The following is a 17,274-nucleotide window of genomic DNA, read 5'->3' as shown; positions in this document are numbered from 1 at the left end:
TCATGGCGTCGTGGCCAAGGGTTCGGGTTCGGCATCGGCTGATCGGTCCGTGGCCACCGCGAGCAGCCGCGAGCTGATCCTCGACGCCGCCAGGGAGCTGATCGCGAGCCGGGGCTACGACGGCATGGTGATCTCGGACCTGTGCGCGCGGTCCGGGCTGCCCGCCAGCTCGATCTACTACCACTTCGGCAACAAGCTGGGCGTGCTCGCCGCGCTGCTCGACCGCACGTTCGGCGAGCTCCACGCGGCCTTCCCGGACCCGACCTCGTACGGCCCCGGCGACCCGCTGGAGCGGTTCGAGGCCTGGTTCACGGCGGCGTGCCGCTCGCTGGACCAGCGGCCGGAGTACCTGCGGCTGCTGCTGGCCATCAGCGTCGGCTCGCACAAGGACACCGAGCTGGTGGGGGACACGGTGCGGCGCATCCGGGACTACGCGCACGCGTCCTGGGTGTCCGCGCTGACCCCGATCTTCGGGGCGGAGCAGGCGGAGTTCGTGGACCAGCTCGCCGTGCTGGGGCGGGCGGTCACGGACGGGCTCGCGGTGACCAACAGCTTCGACGGCATGAGCTACAGCTCGCACGTGGCGCCGTTCGTGGAGATGATCCGCGGCCTCGCCGAGCGGCGCGGCCACGGATCGTCCGGAGGCCCTCAGCGATCGGCGAAGTAGCCGGCGGTCCGGCGCAGCATCTCCAGCGCCGGCCCGCTGCCGTCCATCGGCAGGACCGTGCGTGAGGTGACGGTCCAACGGCCGGCCTCGCGGACCAGGGTCCAGCGGTTGGCGACGACGCGATGGATGCGGAAGCCCGTCGAGCGGCCGTGGTTGGGCAGCTCGCGCTCGTCGCCCTGCGGGTCCGGGGTGAGGAACGCGAGGTAGGAGGTCGCCACCGCGGCGTCGCCGTCGAGCTCCACGAGCGGCAGGCTCGCGAAGTGCGCGAGGCCGCCGGCGATCGCGGCCCGGTGGGCGTCGTTCTCCACGAGGTCGACCATCTCGTCCCGGCTCCCCGCCCCGTGCAGGCCGGCGCCGCGGTCGAAGACGAAGTCCGGCGTGTAGATCGACTCGACGAAGGCCCGTTCGCCCAGGTCGGCGCTCATGGGGTGGGCGGCCAGCACGGTGTAGATCGCCAGCCGGTCCTCGACGACGCGCAGCCGCTCCTCGAGCGATCCGGTCTCGGTCACGGGGTGTCCTTCCCGTCGCGCGGCGGGACGATCGGCAGCAACAGTGCCGACGCGGTCCCGCCACCGGTGTGGATGGTCGTCTCGCCGGCGAAGGCCGCGGTGGGCCGGTCCTCCGCATGCGTGTGCAGCCACGGACCCGAGCCCCGCGACACCCACGCCTCGTTGGGGTCCTCGGGGGGCTCGCGCTCGAAGTCGTGCCCACCGACCTGCAGCGCCACCCGGTAGCCGGCCGGCAGCACGACGCAGGTCGGCCAGATCTCGACCTCCACCCGGTACACCTCGCCGGGTTCGAGGGGCTGCCGCTCGTCGTGGCTGTGGTAGGGCCGGTGGGGCAGGCTCAGCGCCGGGTCGAGCTTGCGGTGCGAGGCCCGCAGCCAGCCCTGTGCGAGCGGGGTGTGCGGGTCGATCGTGCCGGGGAACTCCACCTCCCGGCCGTCCGGGGCGAACGCCTGGAGGGTGAGGAACAGGTCGGCGTCCGCGGTGGAGGACGACACGAACAACGTGGCCGCCAGCGGCCCGGTCAGCTCGGTCTCGGCGTCCAGCGGGGCCGACACGAAGGTGACCGGCTCCCCGGCCGCCCCGAAGGTGACGGCGGCGGGTTCCCCCGGTGCGTCCCACCGCAGCGCGGTGTCGGCGGCCGACAGGTGGATCGGGGTCCAGCGGGTGCGCGCGAGCGGCCACTCCTGCTCGGGCCGCGGCTCGACCTCGGTGGTGAACGGCCTGCGGACGTGCAGCAGGACGGGCGGCTCGCGGTCCCAGCCGTTGTCCTCGCCCTTCAGGAAGTGGTCGAGGAACCGCTTCTGCAGCGCCATGCCCTGCTCGAGGTAGAACCACTCCTCGTGCCGGCCCGGGTGCGCCTCGAGCCACTTCTGCGCGGAGGCGGCCCGGGTGAAGGCCTCGAAGTTGCCACGGGGATGGAGCCCGTAGCCGGCCCAGTTGGCGGCGCTGAGGAACGGGACGGTCACCGCCGACCAGTCGGCGGAGCGCTCCCGGTAGAAGTCGCCGTCGAGCGGGCGGGCCAGGACGTCGGCGATCGGGTCGCCGCGGCGGGCGGCCAGCTCGTCCGCGGTGAGGCTCTCCGGGCCGGTGGCCCGCTCGCCCGTCCACGGGTCGACGAGCCCGTCCGGGTTGCCGTGCTGCACGGACAGCACCTGCCGGGGGTACCAGGTCTCGGTGAAGCCGTTGCTCATGATCCCGCCGTGGCGTGCCCAGTCGCGGTAGAAGTCCGCGGCGCCCTCCCACGGGATCATGGCGGCCAGGTGCGGTGGCTGCTGGGCCGCGACCAGCCACTGGTTGATCGCGTAGTAGGAGATCCCGTTCAGGCCGACCTTGCCGGTGCTCCACGGCTGCGTGCCCGCCCACTCGATCGCGTCGTGGTAGTCGCGGACCTCGCGCGGGGAGAAGATGTCCAGCCGGCCGGGGGAGCGGCCCGCACCGCGCGAGTCGACGCGGACGACGGCGTAGCCCCACGGCACCCAGGTCTCCGGATCGACGGTCTCCCACGTCATGAACGAGCGGGTGGACCCGGGCAGCACCTGCGGGTAGGTCGTGACCAGCCAGTTCCACTGCGGGGCGTAGCCGTCCTCGTACCGCACCCCCTTCCCGTAGGGGCCCAGCGTCATGACGACGGGAACCGGGTCCGGCCCGTCCGGGCGGAACACGTCGGCTCGCAGCACCGTGCCGTCGTCGCACGGCACGGCCACGTCGCGTTCGATGATCATCGTGCGCACTCCTTCGTCCGGCACGAACAGGGGTCAGGCGAACAGGTCGAGCATCTTCGTGCTGTCGTAGAAGCCGGTGATCTCGACGACCAGGTCGTCGACGACGCGCAGCACCCAGCAGTACCGCATGCCGAAGTCGGCGCCGTTGTGCCCGCGGACCCCTTCGGTCCGGAAGAGCACGGTCGCCCACTCGCCGTCCACGAGCACCTGCTCGACGGTCGGGCGGATCGGGGTGGCCACGCGCTCGTGCAGGCGCGCCAGCACCTTCTCCTGGTACTCCGCCCTGCTCGGGTAGCGCCCGGCCAGCGGTGAGGTACCGGTGACGGTGAAGACGAGATCGTCGGAGAGCCGATCCTGGAAGCCCGCACCGAATCCGGTCCGGGAGACCTCCGCGAAGAGGTCCTCGACGGTCGCCCTGGTCGCTGAGCTGGTCACGGTCATCTCCGGCGGTCGAAACTACAACTGGCGAGTTGGATTCTGCTCCGGAGCCGGGACGATTGCAACTCGTCAGTTGGAGATTGGTACCGTCGGGCGGTGGCCTGGGACACCGCTCGCACGAAGCAGCTGCTGTTGGACGCCGCGGTGGTCGAGTACAGCCGGCACGGCCCCCTCGGCGCCCGGGTGGACCGGGTCGCCGCCGCGGCCGGGGTCAACAAGGAGCGCATCTACCAGTACTTCGGCAGCAAGCAGAAGCTGTTCGCCGCCGTGCTGGAGCAGGAGATGACCAGGCTCGCCGCCGCGGTCCCGCTGACCGACGAGCAGGCCGCGGACCTGGGAGAGTTCGCCGGGCGGGTGTTCGAGTACCACCGGACCTACCCGCACTACCTGCGGCTGCTGCTCTGGGAGGGGCTCGACCCGGACCCGCTGCAGGCCGACCGGGCGTCGGTGGCGGCGGCCGAGGAGCGGTCCGGGCACTACGCGCAGGACGTCGGCGCCGTGGCCCGGGCGCAGGCTGCCGGGGTCCTGCGGGCCGACGTCGCCCCGGCGCACCTGCTCTACGTCGCCCGCGCGCTCGCGGCGTGGTGGCTGGCGGTGCCGTCGGCCATCGCCCTGATGCTGGGCGACGTGGCGAACGAGAGCCCCGAGGAGCGGCGCCGGGTGCTGGCGAGGATCGTGAACGACGCCACGAGAAGGCGCTGACCGGACGTCTCGTCGCTGTCGGATCGCCCTCCGACCGTCTATAGTGAGCGTTACATACACAGGGACGGTGAGGTCACAGTGACAAGTACCGTGGACGTCGGTGACGGCGTGCTCGCCTACACGGAGTCCGGTGCGGGCGATCCGGTCGTGTGGTTGCACGGCTCGGGGCCCGGGGCGACGGGGGCCAGCAACTTCGGGGCGACGGTCCCCGCCTTCGCCGACCACCGCAACATCGTGGTCGACCTACCGGGCTGGGGCGCCTCGCCCCGGCCGGAGTCGGACGAGCCGCTGATCCACCACGCCGCGGAGCGGGTGCTGCGCGCGATGACCGCCCTCGGGATCGAGCGGGCGCACCTGGTCGGCAACTCCTACGGCGGCGGCGTCGCCATGCGGATCGCGGTGACCGCGCCGGAGCGGGTCGGCCGGCTCGTCCTCATGGCGCCGGGCGGTGTGCTCCCCACCGACGCCCCGCCGTGGCCGGTCGGGCTGGCGCACCTGTTCGACTACATGGCGGCGGAGAAGCCCTCGCGCGAGGCGATGGCCGAGTTCGTGAAGCTCATGGTGTTCGACCAGGCACTGGCGACGGACGCGCTGATCGACGAGCGGTACGAGTCGAGCCTGCGCGCGCACCCCGAGCTGCCCATCCCGCCGACCTTCGGCGACCTCACGCCCGACCTGCCGAAGATCAAGGCCCGGACGCTGCTGGTGTGGGGCCGCGAGGACCAGACCGTCCCGCTGACCTGGGCGCCGACCATCCTGCACGGCATCCCGGACGCGGAGCTGCGGGTCCTGCCGCGCTGCCGGCACTGGGTGCAGTACGAGCGGGCGCCGGAGTTCAACCGGATCGTCCGCGAGTTCCTGACGGACGAGGGGTAGGGCCACGGTGGGCATCCGCAGACTCGGGTATGTCGGGCTGGACGTCACCGACATCGACGCCTGGACCGAGCTGCTCGGCCGCACGCTGGGCGTCGGTGTCACGGCGGACAAGATCGGTTCCCAGGAGGTGCTGCTGGCCGAGCTGGACGAGTTCAGGTACCGCCTCGCGCTGTATCCCGCCGCCGAGGACGTCCCCCGGCAGATCGGCTGGATCGTCGACTCACCGGCCGAGCTCGACCGGCTGACCCGCCGGCTGGAGGAGGCCGGGTACCCCGTCGCTGACGGCACCCCGGAGGAGGCGGAGCTGCGGGGCGCGACCCGGCTCCGCTGGTTCACCGACCCCGGCGGCTACCGCGTGGAGCTGGCCGTCGGCGAGGCGAAGGTGCGTTCCGCACCGGCCCGTCCGGCGGACGGTGGGCGCGGGATCACCGGTCTCGGCCACCTCGTGCTGGCCGGGCCGGCCCTCGCGGAGCTGCGCGACCTGTACGAGACGGTGCTGGAGTTCCGGCTCACCGACTACCGCGCGCCGGGCCTGTACTTCTACCGGTGCAACCGGACCCACCACAGCATCGCGCTGGCCAGGGCGGACTCGCCGTCCATCCACCATCTCGAGCTCGAGCACGAGTCCCTCGACGACGTCGGGCGTTCCTACGACAGGGCCCTCGCCGACGAGGTGCCGATCTCCATCAGCTTGGGTAGACACATGAACGACAAGGCGATCTCCTTCTACGTGCGCAACCCCAGCGGCTTCCATCTCGAGATCGGGTGCGGGGGGATCGAGGTCGGCGACGACTGGGTCCCGCACGACTTCGGGACGTCGGACGTCTGGGGCCACCACCACACCGCGGCGAACCCGTTCGCCGGGCCGACGTCGTGAGCGGGGGCCTGACCGGCCGCCGGGCGGTCGTGACCGGTGCGGCGAGCGGGATCGGCGCGGCGGCCGCGACCCGGCTGGCCGAGCTCGGGGCGTCCGTGGTGGTCGTGGACGTCGACGCGGACGGCGCCGCGCAGGTGGCGGAGCGGATCGGGGGCGAGGCGCTGGTCCTGGACCTGAGCCGGACCGACGAGCTGGCCGACCTGCGCCTCGAGGCCGACATCCTGGTCAACAACGCCGGGATCCAGCACGTCGCCCCGGTCGAGGACTTCGATCCGACCCGCTTCGCCTTCATGCTGCGGCTCATGCTCGAGGCGCCGTTCCTGCTGGCCAGGGCCGCGCTGCCGCACATGTACGCGCAGGGCTGGGGCCGGATCGTGAACATCTCGAGCGTGCACGGGCTGCGGGCGAGCGCGTACAAGTCGGCCTACGTCAGCGCCAAGCACGGGCTCGAGGGTCTGTCGAAGGTGCTCGCGCTCGAGGGCGCCGAGCACGGGGTGACCAGCAACTGCGTGTGCCCGGGGTACGTGCGGACGCCGCTGGTGGAGAAGCAGCTGGCGGACCAGGCCCGGGTCCACGGGCTCGACGAGGAGGAGGTCGTGTCGACCGTCCTGCTCCAGCGGTCCGCGGTCAAGCGGCTCATCGAGCCGGCGGAGGTCGCGGCCGCGGTCGCCTACCTCTGCTCGCCGGAGGCCGCCTCCGTCACGGGCTCGCGGTTCGTGCTGGACGGCGGGTGGACGGCCTCATAGGAGGCGTCCCCCGAACGGGTCGAGAACGAACGTTCTTTCTGATACCGTGAGGTGATGAAGGGCAGCACAAGTGGACGTCCGTCCGAGGCGCGGTCGCGGCTCCTGGGCACGGCGAGCCGGATCTTCTACGCCGAGGGACTGCACTCGGTCGGGGTCGACCGCATCATCACCGAGGCGGACACGACCCGGGCGACGTTCTACCGGCACTTCCCGGGCAAGGAGGACCTGGTCGTCTCCTACCTGGAGGCGGCCGACCGCGGCCTGCGGGCCCGGTTCGCGAGGACCGAGGAGGCGGGCGGGCCGGCCGAGGAGCTCGTCCGCGCCGTCGCCTCGGACATCGCAGCGGACATCAGGCGCGAGGGCTTCCGCGGGTGCGCCTTCCTCAACGCCGCGGCCGAGTACCCCGATCCCGAGCACCCCGTGCGCCGGCGCGTCGCCGAGCACCGGGACTGGTTCCTCGGCGCCGTGACCGACCTGTTCTCCCGGGTCGGCGAGGGCCCGGCGGGCAACGCGGGCCGACACTTCGTCATGCTCCGGGACGGCGCGATGGCGGCCGGCTGCCTGGCCGATCCGGAGACCGTGAGCACGACCTTCCTCGACGGTGTCGAGGGCCTGCTGTGGTCCCGCTCCGTGCCCGGTTCGCACCGGCCCTGAGCTCCTACCGCAGCTCCTCGTAGGCCCGCATCATCTCCGGGTTGTTCCGGCGGAACTCCTCGTAGCGCACCCGGCCGGTCCGCATGATGTACTCGAGCGTCATCGTGGTGAGGTCGCGGGGCGGGCGGCTCTGCAGGCCCTCGTACCAGCCGATGCTGCGCACCGCGGCACGCTGGAAGGCCTCGGCGGTGCCCCGCCGGCTCTCCTCGTAGCCGCGCAGCCCGCGCGGCACGTCCCAGCCCGCGGCGGCCAGTGCCTCGACGAGGTAGGCGGCGTCCCGCATCGCGAAGCGGGTCCCCGAGCCCAGCGAGGGGTGGACGGTGTGCAGCGCGTCGCCCAGCAGCGTCACGTTCTCGTGGCTCCAGGAGCCCGTGCACCGGACGAACTTCGGCTGGAACCACAGCGACTTGTTCGTGTAGAGGGGGTGCCCTTCGAGCGAGCCGGCGAACATCGCCTCGCAGCGGCGCCGGGACTCCTCCTCGTCCAGGTGCTCGAAACCCCCGGAGCGGAAGACCCGCGGGGTCAGCTCGACCACGAAGTTGCTGCGGTCCGCGGTGTACTGGGAGGCGTGGCTGACGGCGACGCCCTCGGGCCGCCGCAGCACGATGATCGACGGCGCCGTGAACAGCCGCGACGTGCCGTACCAGGCGAACCAGTTGTTGCCGAAGCTGATCTCCGGTTTGAACACGTCGGCGTAGATGTCCCGGACTCGGCTGTTGACGCCGTCCGCGCCCACGACGAGGTCCCAGCCCGCGAGCTCGGCGGAGTCCTCGAGCCGCTGCGCGAAGGCGAATGTCACGCCCTCGGCCCGGGCCCAGCGCTGCAGGGTCGCCAGCAGCTGGATCCGGCCGGTGCGGGAGAAGGCGGACGCCGTGACGCGCAGGGTCTCGCCGTCGAGGCCGACCTCCATCTGGTCGGTGACGTCGATGTCGGCGGCGAGGTCGTCGACCACGTCGGGGGCGGAGGGGCGCAGCGCGTCGAGGGCGGAGTCGGTCAGCCCGATGCCCCAGCCGTAGCTCGCGCCCTCCGGGTTCTGCTCGACGACGTGGACCGCCACGTCGGGCCGGGCCCGCCTCAGCAGGATGCCGAAGAACAGCCCGCCCGGGCCCCCTCCGACCACCAGGACCTTCATCGCGCCGGCCTCTCCGTCTGCGGGACCTTCTGTGACACAACGGGTTCGCGTTGCCAGCGCTGCGCGCAGACCGCCACCCGCCTGCCCAGCGCCGCCGCCGTCGCCACGTCGCTGTCGTGGGTGCCCTCCAGACCCAGGTCGGTATCGGACTTCGCCATCGCGCCCGCGTACGCGCCGAGCCGGTTGAGGCTGTCGGGCGGGGCGGTGCCGGAGCCACCGCCGTCCGGCAGGCCCAGTCCCACCCAGACCATCCCGTGCTGCATCGCGAAGAGCATCAGCTGCGTCAGGGTGCTGAGCTTGTCGCCGCTGTACCCGCCGGACGTGGTGAACCCGGCGGCCAGCTTGTCCTTCCAGCCCTGCCGCAGCCAGATGGCCGACGTGGCGTCGAGGAACTCCTTGAACGGGGCCGAGGGACCCGCCATGTAGGTCGGGCAGCCCAGGACCAGTGCGTCGTAGGCGCCGAGCGCGTCCGGGTCGCGGGCCGCGTCCTCGGCGAAGACCAGCCGCGCGGCGGTCCCCGGTACCGACAGCGCGCCCTCGCCGACGGCCCGGGCGAGCGCGGCGGTGTGCCCGAACCCGCTGTGGTAGACGATCCCTACAGATGTCATCGGTCCGCGTTCCCTCGTGTCCGTGCCGGAATCCGTGCCGCCGTTCGTGCCGCCGTCCGTGCCGGGTCGGTCCGGGGCCAGGCGCCCTTCGTGTACTGCGTGGGATACGGCGCGTCGTCCCGCGGCACGCCGAGCTCGGCGGCGGCGCGCAGCGGCCAGGCGGGCTCGCGCAGCGCGACCCGGCCGAACAGCAGGACGTCCGCCCCGCCGTCGGCGAGGACCTGCTCGGCCTGCGCGGGCTCGGTGATCATGCCGACGGCCGCGGTGGGCAGCCCGGAGAGCGTCCGGACCTCCGAGGCGAACCCCACCTGGTAGCCGGGGCCGACCGTGATCCGCTCCTGCGGCGGCACGACCCCTCCGGAGGAGACGTCGACGAGGTCCACCCCCAGCGGCCGGAGCTGCCGCGCGAGCTCCCCGGTCTCCGCCAGCGTCCATCCGCCGGCGGCCCACTCGCTGCCCGAGAACCGGACGGACAGGGGCTTGCCCGCCGGCCAGGACTCCCGCACCGCCACGACGACCTCCCGGAGGAACCGCGTGCGGTTCTCGAACGAGCCCCCGTAGGCGTCGGTGCGGACGTTGGACAGCGGCGAGAGGAACTGGTGGATCAGGTAGCCGTGCGCCCCGTGCAGCTCGACGAGGTCGAAGCCGGCCCGGTCCGCCCGCCCGGCCGCGGCGCCGAACGCCGCCACGATCCCGGCGATCTCCTCAGGCGCCAGCTCGTGCGGCACGTCGAGCCCGGGATACGCGACGGGGGAGGGGGCCACGGGCGGCCAGCCCCCGTCGGCCGCGGGGATGGTCCCGTCCCGCTTGAGCGCCATCGCCCAGGTCGACGCCTTGCGCCCGGCGTGGGCGAGCTGGACACCGGCCGCCGCGCCCTGCCCCTGCACGAACGCGACGACCCGGGCCCACGCCGCGGCCTGGTCGTCGTCCCACAGGCCGGTGTCCTGCGGGCTGATCCGGCCCTGCGGGGTCACCGCCGTGCCCTCGGTCATGACCAGTCCGAACCCGCCCGCCGCGCGGCCGCCGAGATGGACGAGGTGCCAGTCCGTGGGCACGCCGTCCCGGGCCTCGACGCTGTACTGGCACATGGGGGACAGCCACATCCGGTTGCGGACCGTCAGCTCGCGCAGCCGCAGCGGCGTGAACAGCAACGGCCGGTCCGCGGCGGCCACGGCGTCGGGCATCGGTCGGTCTCCTGACGATCGGGGGGACGGGGAGGGGCGCAGCCAGAGGTGGCGCAGCGCGGCGGCGGCGAGGAGCTCGGCCTCGGTGTCCAGCCGGTCGACGTCCACCGTGGATCCCGAGCCGGATCCGCCGCGGTACCGGTCGCGCACGCCGAGGGTGATCGCCGCGAGCCGCCAGGCCGCGAAGCCGAGGTAGTAGCCGAGCCTCCCGAGGTCGGCTCCGGTGCCGGCGGCGTAGCGGCCGGCGAGCTCGGCGGCGGTGGGGAAGCCCTCGAGCTCGCTGCCGCCGGGGAGGAAGTCCAGCCCGGGTCCGGGACGCCAGTAGAGGAGCAGCCAGCCGAGGTCGGTCAGCGGGTCGCCCCGGGTGGACAGCTCCCAGTCGAGGACGGCCCGGATCTCCCCGGCCTCCGACACGATCACGTTGTCGAGCCGGAAGTCCCCGTGCAGCAGGGCCGCGGCCGAGTCGGGCAGCTCGGCCCGCAGCGCCCTATGGCCCTCGCGGAGCAGCGTCGCGGTCGTCGAGTCGCCGGTGATCGCCCCCGACCAGCGGCGCAGCTGCCGGGCGAGGTAGCCGTCCGGCCGGCCCAGGTCGCCGAGCCCGATCGCGGTGGGCTCGGTGCGGTGCAGCGCGACGAGCTCGTCCACCAGCGCGAACCCGATGCGCCGGCGGGCCTGCGGGGTCAGCGCCGCGGCCGCCGCCGTGTCCCGGACGACGGGCCCCTCCACGAACTCCGTCACCAGGAACGGGGCGCCGATCGGGCCGGGGTCCTCGCACAGGGCGAGCGGGGTCGGGACGTGCACGGCGGTGCCGTGCAGGGCGGCCTGGACGCGGTGCTCGCGGGCCATGTCGTGCGCGCCCGCGACCTCCACGGTGGCGGGCGGCCTGCGGACGGCGACCCGGCGCCCCACCGCGTCGGTCACGCGGTAGGTCAGGTTGGACCGCCCGCCCGCGATCAGCTCCGCGGTGAACGGCGGTTCGAGATCGGGCAGCCAGGGCCCGAGCCGCTCCACGGGCAGGGTGGTCATCCGCGTTCCCTGGTCAGGATCGCGGCGATGTCCTCCCGCAGGGCCTTCTTGGCGACCTTCCGGACGGTCGTCACCGGGAGCGCGTCGCGGATCTCCACCCGCTCGGGCAGCTTGAACTTCGCCAGCCCCAGCCCGAGCAGGAACTCCGCCAGGTCCGGCACCGTCGGGGGCGCGGCCCCGGTCCGCGGCACGACGAAGGCGCAGAGGCGTTCGCCCAGCTCCGGGTCCGGCATGCCGACCACGGCCACCTCGGCGACGGCGGGGTGGGTGACGAGGAGCCGCTCGATCTCGTCGGCGTGGATCTTCTCGCCGCCGCGGTTGACGTTGTCCTTGATCCGCCCCTCGATGGAGTAGTAGGTCGTGCCGCCGACGTCGTGGGCGCGGGCGAGGTCGCCGGTGCGGTAGTAGCCGTCCTCGGTGAAGGCCCGGGCGTCGTGCTCCGGCGCGGCGTAGAAGCCCGGGATCGTGTACGGGCCACGGCAGATGAGCTCGCCGACCTCGCCCGGCGCGACGTCCACGAGGTCGTCGTCGGTGTCGACGTCGACGATCCGGACCTCGTCCAGCGGATGGATCGGGGTGCCCACCGTGGACAGCCGGACCTCGTACGGTGCGTCCCACGGGGTGCCCATGATCAGCCCCTCGCCCATGCCGAACACCCCGAGCGCCCGAATGCCCAGCTCGGACTCCAGCCGCGCCGCGTACTCGGGCGTCTGCGGCCCGACGCTGAGGCGCCGCAACGAGCGCAGTGCCCCGGCGTCGGCCTCCGGCGACTCGAGCAGCCGGTAGGCGACGGTCGCGTTCGCCACCATGTCGGTGGCACCCTCGCGCTCGATCATCCGGGCCACCGTGGCCGCGTCCGCGCCCGGGGCCAGGACGAGCGTGCCCCCCGCGAGCATCGCGGGCAGCACGCTGAGCGCGATCCCCGCGTTGTGCGCGACGGGCAGGGCGTGGATCGAGACGACGTGCTCGTCCCAGCCCCAGCGGTCCACCCAGGCCCGGGCGTTGCAGACGTAGTCGCAGTGCACCCGGGGGATTAGCTTCGGGGTACCGGTCGTGCCCCCGGAGAGCTGCAGCACCGCGAGCCCCTCGGCGTCGGGCCGGGGGAGCGCCGGGCCGTCCGGGGCGGCTCCGTCGAGCAGGTCCTCCAGCGCGATGCCGCCGGGCACCCGGCCGCGCACGGTCAGGACGCGGGTCCCGTGGGTCTCCCGGAGCCGGCCGGCGGCCGCGGGGAGGTCGGACCGCGCCCAGTCGGCCTGCACGAGGTGCGCGCGGGCGCCGGAGATCGTGCAGAGGTCGGCGATGTCCCGTTCCCCGTGCTGGGGCAGCGCGCACACCGGGACCAGCCCCGCGCGCACCAGCCCGTAGAACGCCACGACGGTCTCGACGACGTTGCCCGACTGCACGACCACCACGTCGCCCGGGACGAGGCCGGGCCCGGAGACGGCACCGGGCCCGGGAACGACGCCGGGGCCGAGCAGCCCCAGCGCCACCGCGGTGGCCGCGCGGTCGAGCTCGGCGTAGGTGAGCCGGCGGTCGGCGTCCACCACCGCGGTCCGGTCCGGGAACCGGAGCGCGGTGGCCGCCAGCTCGGCGCCGATCGTGGTGTCGGCCCAGGCGCCCGCCGCCCGGTACCGAGCCGCGCGGTCGGCGGGCCACGCCGGGAACGGACGGTCAGTGGGCGTGGGCATGGTGCCCCGTGACCGTGTCGGCCGGCAGCGGGTGGTCGGCCGGCACGACCTGGCTGAGCAGGGCCGTGGCGCAGCCCGGGCAGAGCACCTGGCGGAACACGACCGGCTCGTCCACATAGGTCGTCGGATCTGCCCACACGTGCGGACCCGCACCGGAGGGCCCGGTCTCGATCCGGGGGAGCTCGGCCAGGTAGGCCTCGCCGAACGTGCCCAGCCCGGTGCCGCAGTGCCGGCAGCGGACGGTCCCGCCGTCCAGGGTCTGGTTGTCGTCGAGCTGCTCACCCTCCACGGTGGACGCCGTGGCCGCGGGTCCGGTGATCCCCGCCGCGGTGCGCCGGTCGGCACGCACGCCGTCGCGGCGGGCGTTCGTGGCCGCGGCGTCCACCGCGCCGTCGGCGTCGATCACCACGCCGTAGACGGTGGCGGCGGCCTCCGCGGAGACCTTGGCCTCGCGCACGTCCTCCGCCACGGCCGCGGGATCGCGCCGCAGCGGGTCGCCGTAGCCGCCGCCGCTCTGCCAGTGCACGAAGATCGCGTCCCCGAGCCCGATCCCGGTCTCGACCTCGCCGCCCATGATGTCGCGGGTCCCGCCGACCTCCTCGAGGTTCCGTGGGACGCGCCCGGCGGCGAGCAGGTCCCACGCGTCCGCGCCCCGCAGGATGATGTCGAGCTGGGTGTTGCCCGGGTACCCGCCCGCGAGCCCGGCGTTCATGGTGGTGGCCTTGCCGGAGCCGGAGAACACGCCGCCGAGCGGGGCGGGCGTGTCGTGCGGGACGATGCACACCGAGCCGGACACCCCGCCGCGCTGCGCGCCGGGCCCGCCCGAGTCCGTCTCCTCGCGGCGCCACAGCAGCAGCACCGGCGAGGTGAACTCGGTCATCTCGGCGTCGGGCGCGCGGCCCATCGGGATGACGAACATGCCGCCGGTGTCCACGCCGTCCCGGTCGACGCCGGCGCCGTAGCCGCCCGCCATCGTGTCCATGACGAGCGAGACGAACGGGTACTGCCGCTGGTCCACGCCGGCGAGCGCGACCATGTCGAAGGTCCCGCCGCACACCGACTGCACGGACTTCCGCGAGGCCGGGTGCGCGTCGAGCATCTTGGCCAGGCACTCGTTGACGAGGTTGCCGGCCGCCCACGCCGGTCCGACGGGACCCTTGCCGACGGCGGCCGGGAAGGACGCGTTGATCATCGTCCCCTCGTCCGCGATGATGTCGAAGCAGCGCATCAGGCCGCCGCCCGCCCACGGGATGTCCCCGGCGAGCACCGGGAGCAGCGCGGACATGATCCCGGCCCGCACCCCCGAGTACGGGCAGTTGATCATCCCGGTCTGGGCGGCGGTGCCGCGGAAGTCGAAGGTCAGCCGGTCGCCGGTCTTCGTCATGGCCAGGACGATCTTGTAGATGCCGCGGTCGTCCTGCCCGGAGTGCTCCTGGTAGCCCTGGGCGTGCCAGGTACCGTCCGGGAGCTCGCGCAGCTTGGCGCGCAGCCGCTGCTCGGCGTCGTCCATGATCCGCTTCATCACGGCCTTGACGGTGTCCGCGCCGTAGGTCTCCAGCAGCCGGCGCAGCCGGGTCTGGGCCGTGATGTTCGCGCCCACCTTGGCCCGCAGGTCCAGCGAGAGCAGCATCGGGGTCCGCGAGCGGCGGGTCCACATCTCGGCGACGTCGCGCTGCAGCACGTTGTTGCGGACGACCTTGATCGGCGGCGTGGGCAGGGACTCCCAGAACACGTCCTGGGCGCGGGGGGTCCACGAGCCGGGCGCGACGCCGCCCACGTCGAGCTGATGGGCCACGGCCGACGACCAGCCGAACAGCTCGCCGTCGAAGAAGAACGGCGCGTAGACCGTGGCGTCGTTCTGGTGCAGGCCCCCGCCGACCCACGGGTCGTTGCAGAGGAACATGTCGCCCTCGTCGATCCCCGGGTTCTCCGCGCGGTTCTGCAGCGTCCAGTAGACGGCGAGATCGAGCGAGGCGGACAGGAAGGTGTTGTAGAGGCCGATCTGCACCTCCTGGCCCACCTCGTCGCACAGGGCGAAGTCGAAGTCGTTGGCCTCGGTGACCACGACGGAGCCGGACATCCGCTTGAGGGTCTCGCCCATCTCGTCGGTGATGGACCAGAGGCGGTGCCGGATGACCTCGTAGGTCAGCGGGTCCAGGTTGTCGACCACGTCCTGGCCCACGGTGTGCAGGCGCAGGCTCGCGGGCACGCCCGCGCGCAGGACCTCGGGATCGACGGGGCGGCTGTTGAAGATCTCGGAGCCGGGAACCGGGTACGTCATCGGGACTCCTCGGTGGAGTGGGTCGGTCCGTTCTGGTTCGGGACGCCGTGGGTCAGGACGAGGTTGCCGAAGCGGTCGATCTCGGCGGTGTCGGAGTGCGACACGGCCACGGTGGTCGTGGGGACCTCGACGATCGCCGGCCCGGTGAACCGGTGGCCCGGGCGCAGCCTGCGGTAGTCGTAGACGGGGGTGTCCTCGAAGCCGCGCGTGGGATCGAGCAGGGCGCGGCGGGTGCCGGTGAGCGCCGCCTCCACGGACTCGCCGGTGCCGGGCTCGGCGTCGGGCAGGGTGACGCTCGAGGGCAGCACCCCGGTGGCGTGGACGCGGTAGGTGATGAACTGGAAGCCGGCGGCCGAGAAACCGGTGCCCTCCCCGAAGGTCCGCGCATAGCGGGCCTCGAAGGCCGCGATGACCTCGGCGAGGTCGGCGTCGGTCAGGGGCCCCGACGGGACCGGGGTGGGCAGCTCGGCGAGCTGCATCGTGTACCGGACGTCGACCTCGCGGCGGAGCTCGATGTCCACCAGCTCCACGCCCTGGCGCTCCAGGGCGGTCCGGGCCTCGGCCTCCAGGTCCTCGAAGGTCTTGGTCACGGCGAGGGCGGGCACCGGGAACGTCCCGGGCTCGGACACCTCCTTGACCACGCCGACGTTGCTGGCGGCGAGCCCGTACGCGGAGAACGCGGCGGCCGACGGGCCGAGCGGGACCACGGTGGACTGCACGCCGAGCTCCGCGCCGTAGGCGAAGCAGTGCACCGGTCCGGCGCCGCCGAAGGCGTACATCACGAAGTCGCGGGGGTCCTCACCGGACTCGACGACGACCTTGCGCACCAGGTCGGAGGTCTGCGCGTTCTGCACCGCGAAGATCGCGGCGGCGGCCGCCTCGACGTCGAGCCCCAGGGGGGCGGCGACGTGTTCCTCGATCGCGGCCCGGGCCCGCTCCACGGAGAGCTTCTTGCGCCCGCCCAGGAAGTTGTCCGGGTTGAGGATGCCGAGCACGAGATCGGCGTCGGTGACCGTCGGCACGGTGCCGCCCTGGTCGTAGCAGGCGGGGCCGGGCACCGCCTGGGCGCTGCGCGGGCCGACCCGCAGGTTCCCGCCGGCGTCGAGGTGCGCGATCGCGCCGCCGCCGGAGCCGATGGCCTGCACCCTCAGCATGGGGACGTCGATGATGTGCTGGTTGATCACCGTGGTGGTGGTCTGCAGCGGGGCGCCGTCCACGACGAGGCCGACGAGGAACGTCGTGCCGCCGACGTCCGTGCAGATCACGTTGCGGTGCCCGAGCTGTTCGGCGAGCCGGGTCGCGCCCGTGACGCCGCCGGAGAGGACCGAGCCGACGGTGGTGATCGCGGTCTTCGGCGCCTCGTGCGCGGCGAGGGTGCCGCCGGTGCCCTGCATGACGAGCAGCGGGCCGCGCAGGCCCTGGTCCCGCAGCCGGTCGGTGAGCGGCTCCAGGTAGCGCGACAGCGTGGGCCCGACCTGGGTGCTCATGATCGTGGTGGCGTTGCGGGAGAACTCGCGGATGCGCGGGGAGAGCTCGCTGGACAGCGTGACGTACATGCCCGGGGCCTGCTCGTGCACGAGCTCGCGCAGCCGGCGCTCGTGCGCGGGGTTGCGGAAGGACCAGAGCGTGGACACCGCGATCGCCTCGACGTCCTCGGCGAGCAGCTCGCGGATCGCCTCGCGGGCATGGTCCTCGTCGAGCGGCACGATGACCGAGCCCTTGTAGTCGATCCGCTCGATCACCTCCTTCGCGCGCCGCTTCGGGACGAGCGGGGCGGGCTTGCGGGTCGCGAGGATGTCCTGCACCTGCTCCGGGCCCTGGCCGGCGTAGCGGCCGACCACGTTCATGATGTAGATCGAGTCCCGGTGCCCCACGGTCGTCAGCCAGCCGACGCGGCCGACGTCGCCGATCACCAGCGCGTTGAGCGTGGACGTGGTGCCGTGGGCGATGTAGTCGGTGTCCGCGAGCAGGCCCCGCAGGTCCGTGCCGATGCGACCGGCCAGGTCGTCGAGGACGGTGACCACGCCCTCGGCGTAGTCCGGCGGGGTGGAGGGGGTCTTGGTCGAGATCATGGTGCCGTCGTCGCGGGCCGCGACGGCGTCGGTGAACGTTCCCCCGACGTCGATTCCGATCACATAGGACATGGCTGGCACCTCTCCGCGCGA

The 17,274-nt window shown here is 73.3% G+C and carries 15 protein-coding genes; 6 read left to right on the top strand and 9 right to left on the bottom strand.

What is annotated here, in order from left to right; all coding sequences use genetic code 11:
- Positions 1–10: 10 nt before the first annotated feature.
- Positions 11–667, top strand: coding sequence for a TetR/AcrR family transcriptional regulator (locus ABD324_RS00250; RefSeq protein WP_344411430.1), 657 nt, complete (start codon positions 11–13; stop codon positions 665–667).
- On the opposite strand, the gene ABD324_RS00245 is transcribed toward ABD324_RS00250, so the two are convergent.
- Genes ABD324_RS00245 through ABD324_RS00235 form a run of 3 tightly spaced genes read right to left on the bottom strand, consistent with a single transcriptional unit; the run spans position 649 to position 3,332 of the window.
- Positions 649–1,176, bottom strand: coding sequence for a nuclear transport factor 2 family protein (locus ABD324_RS00245; RefSeq protein ID WP_344411429.1), 528 nt, complete (start codon positions 1,174–1,176; stop codon positions 649–651). The genes ABD324_RS00250 and ABD324_RS00245 overlap by 19 nt on opposite strands.
- Complete coding sequence (locus tag ABD324_RS00240) at positions 1,173–2,897, bottom strand: CocE/NonD family hydrolase (protein ID WP_344411428.1); 1,725 nt, start codon at positions 2,895–2,897, stop codon at positions 1,173–1,175. Before ABD324_RS00240 ends, ABD324_RS00245 begins: the two co-directional genes overlap by 4 nt.
- A 33-nt stretch (positions 2,898–2,930) precedes the next feature.
- Positions 2,931–3,332, bottom strand: a complete 402-nt coding sequence (locus tag ABD324_RS00235) for a nuclear transport factor 2 family protein (protein WP_344411427.1) — start codon at positions 3,330–3,332, stop codon at positions 2,931–2,933.
- A gap of 99 nt (positions 3,333–3,431) precedes the next feature.
- On the opposite strand from ABD324_RS00235, the gene ABD324_RS00230 reads away from it, so the two are divergent.
- The 5 genes from ABD324_RS00230 (at position 3,432) to ABD324_RS00210 (ending at position 7,190) form a co-directional block, all read left to right on the top strand.
- Positions 3,432–4,037 (top strand): TetR family transcriptional regulator, encoded by a 606-nt coding sequence (locus ABD324_RS00230; protein ID WP_344411426.1) that lies wholly within the window; start codon positions 3,432–3,434, stop codon positions 4,035–4,037.
- A 90-nt stretch (positions 4,038–4,127) separates the two neighbouring features.
- Positions 4,128–4,913 (top strand): alpha/beta fold hydrolase, encoded by a 786-nt coding sequence (locus ABD324_RS00225; RefSeq protein WP_344411425.1) that lies wholly within the window; start codon positions 4,128–4,130, stop codon positions 4,911–4,913.
- Positions 4,914–4,920: 7 nt separating this feature from the next.
- Complete coding sequence (locus ABD324_RS00220) at positions 4,921–5,790, top strand: VOC family protein (protein ID WP_344411424.1); 870 nt, start codon at positions 4,921–4,923, stop codon at positions 5,788–5,790.
- A complete protein-coding gene (locus tag ABD324_RS00215; protein ID WP_344411423.1) occupies positions 5,787–6,536 on the top strand; it encodes a 3-hydroxybutyrate dehydrogenase in 750 nt (249 codons plus the stop codon). The genes ABD324_RS00220 and ABD324_RS00215 overlap by 4 nt, the downstream gene beginning before the upstream one ends.
- Positions 6,537–6,590: 54 nt before the next feature.
- Positions 6,591–7,190: a TetR/AcrR family transcriptional regulator gene (locus ABD324_RS00210; RefSeq protein WP_344411422.1), complete on the top strand. Its 600-nt coding sequence runs from the start codon at positions 6,591–6,593 to the stop codon at positions 7,188–7,190.
- Positions 7,191–7,194: 4 nt separating this feature from the next.
- Here ABD324_RS00210 and ABD324_RS00205 read toward each other — a convergent pair whose 3' ends face one another.
- The 6 genes from ABD324_RS00205 to ABD324_RS00180 are packed head-to-tail and all read right to left on the bottom strand — an operon-like array spanning position 7,195 to position 17,253.
- Complete coding sequence (locus ABD324_RS00205) at positions 7,195–8,322, bottom strand: FAD-dependent monooxygenase (RefSeq protein ID WP_344411421.1); 1,128 nt, start codon at positions 8,320–8,322, stop codon at positions 7,195–7,197.
- Positions 8,319–8,930 (bottom strand): flavodoxin family protein, encoded by a 612-nt coding sequence (locus ABD324_RS00200; RefSeq protein WP_344411420.1) that lies wholly within the window; start codon positions 8,928–8,930, stop codon positions 8,319–8,321. The genes ABD324_RS00205 and ABD324_RS00200 overlap by 4 nt, the downstream gene beginning before the upstream one ends.
- Entirely contained in the window at positions 8,927–11,140 is a 2,214-nt protein-coding gene (locus tag ABD324_RS00195; protein WP_344411419.1) for an oxidoreductase, read from the bottom strand. The genes ABD324_RS00200 and ABD324_RS00195 overlap by 4 nt, the downstream gene beginning before the upstream one ends.
- Positions 11,137–12,828 carry an AMP-binding protein gene (locus ABD324_RS00190; protein ID WP_344411418.1) on the bottom strand — a complete coding sequence of 564 codons (1,692 nt, stop codon included), beginning with the start codon at positions 12,826–12,828 and terminating at the stop codon, positions 11,137–11,139. Before ABD324_RS00190 ends, ABD324_RS00195 begins: the two co-directional genes overlap by 4 nt.
- The gene (locus ABD324_RS00185; RefSeq protein WP_344411417.1) at positions 12,812–15,109 is read right to left on the bottom strand and encodes a hydantoinase B/oxoprolinase family protein; all 2,298 of its coding nucleotides are present in this window, start codon (positions 15,107–15,109) and stop codon (positions 12,812–12,814) included. Before ABD324_RS00185 ends, ABD324_RS00190 begins: the two co-directional genes overlap by 17 nt.
- Complete coding sequence (locus tag ABD324_RS00180; RefSeq protein WP_344411416.1) at positions 15,106–17,253, bottom strand: hydantoinase/oxoprolinase family protein; 2,148 nt, start codon at positions 17,251–17,253, stop codon at positions 15,106–15,108. Before ABD324_RS00180 ends, ABD324_RS00185 begins: the two co-directional genes overlap by 4 nt.
- Positions 17,254–17,274 lie beyond the last annotated feature (21 nt).

The organism is Pseudonocardia ailaonensis (assembly GCF_039531635.1).
GTDB lineage: Bacteria > Actinomycetota > Actinomycetes > Mycobacteriales > Pseudonocardiaceae > Pseudonocardia > Pseudonocardia ailaonensis.
This window is presented reverse-complemented; position numbering and strand designations above follow the sequence as displayed.

Excerpts from the sequence above, each read along its gene's own strand:
- ABD324_RS00240 (WP_344411428.1), bottom strand. The coding sequence starts at position 2,897 with ATGATCATCGAACGCGACGTGGCCGTGCCGTGCGACGACGGCACGGTG.
- ABD324_RS00200 (WP_344411420.1), bottom strand. The coding sequence starts at position 8,930 with ATGACATCTGTAGGGATCGTCTACCACAGCGGGTTCGGGCACACCGCC.
- ABD324_RS00210 (WP_344411422.1), top strand. The coding sequence starts at position 6,591 with ATGAAGGGCAGCACAAGTGGACGTCCGTCCGAGGCGCGGTCGCGGCTC.
- ABD324_RS00190 (WP_344411418.1), bottom strand. The coding sequence starts at position 12,828 with ATGCCCACGCCCACTGACCGTCCGTTCCCGGCGTGGCCCGCCGACCGC.
- ABD324_RS00205 (WP_344411421.1), bottom strand. The coding sequence starts at position 8,322 with ATGAAGGTCCTGGTGGTCGGAGGGGGCCCGGGCGGGCTGTTCTTCGGC.
- ABD324_RS00185 (WP_344411417.1), bottom strand. The coding sequence starts at position 15,109 with ATGACGTACCCGGTTCCCGGCTCCGAGATCTTCAACAGCCGCCCCGTC.
- ABD324_RS00180 (WP_344411416.1), bottom strand. The coding sequence starts at position 17,253 with ATGTCCTATGTGATCGGAATCGACGTCGGGGGAACGTTCACCGACGCC.
- ABD324_RS00195 (WP_344411419.1), bottom strand. The coding sequence starts at position 11,140 with ATGACCACCCTGCCCGTGGAGCGGCTCGGGCCCTGGCTGCCCGATCTC.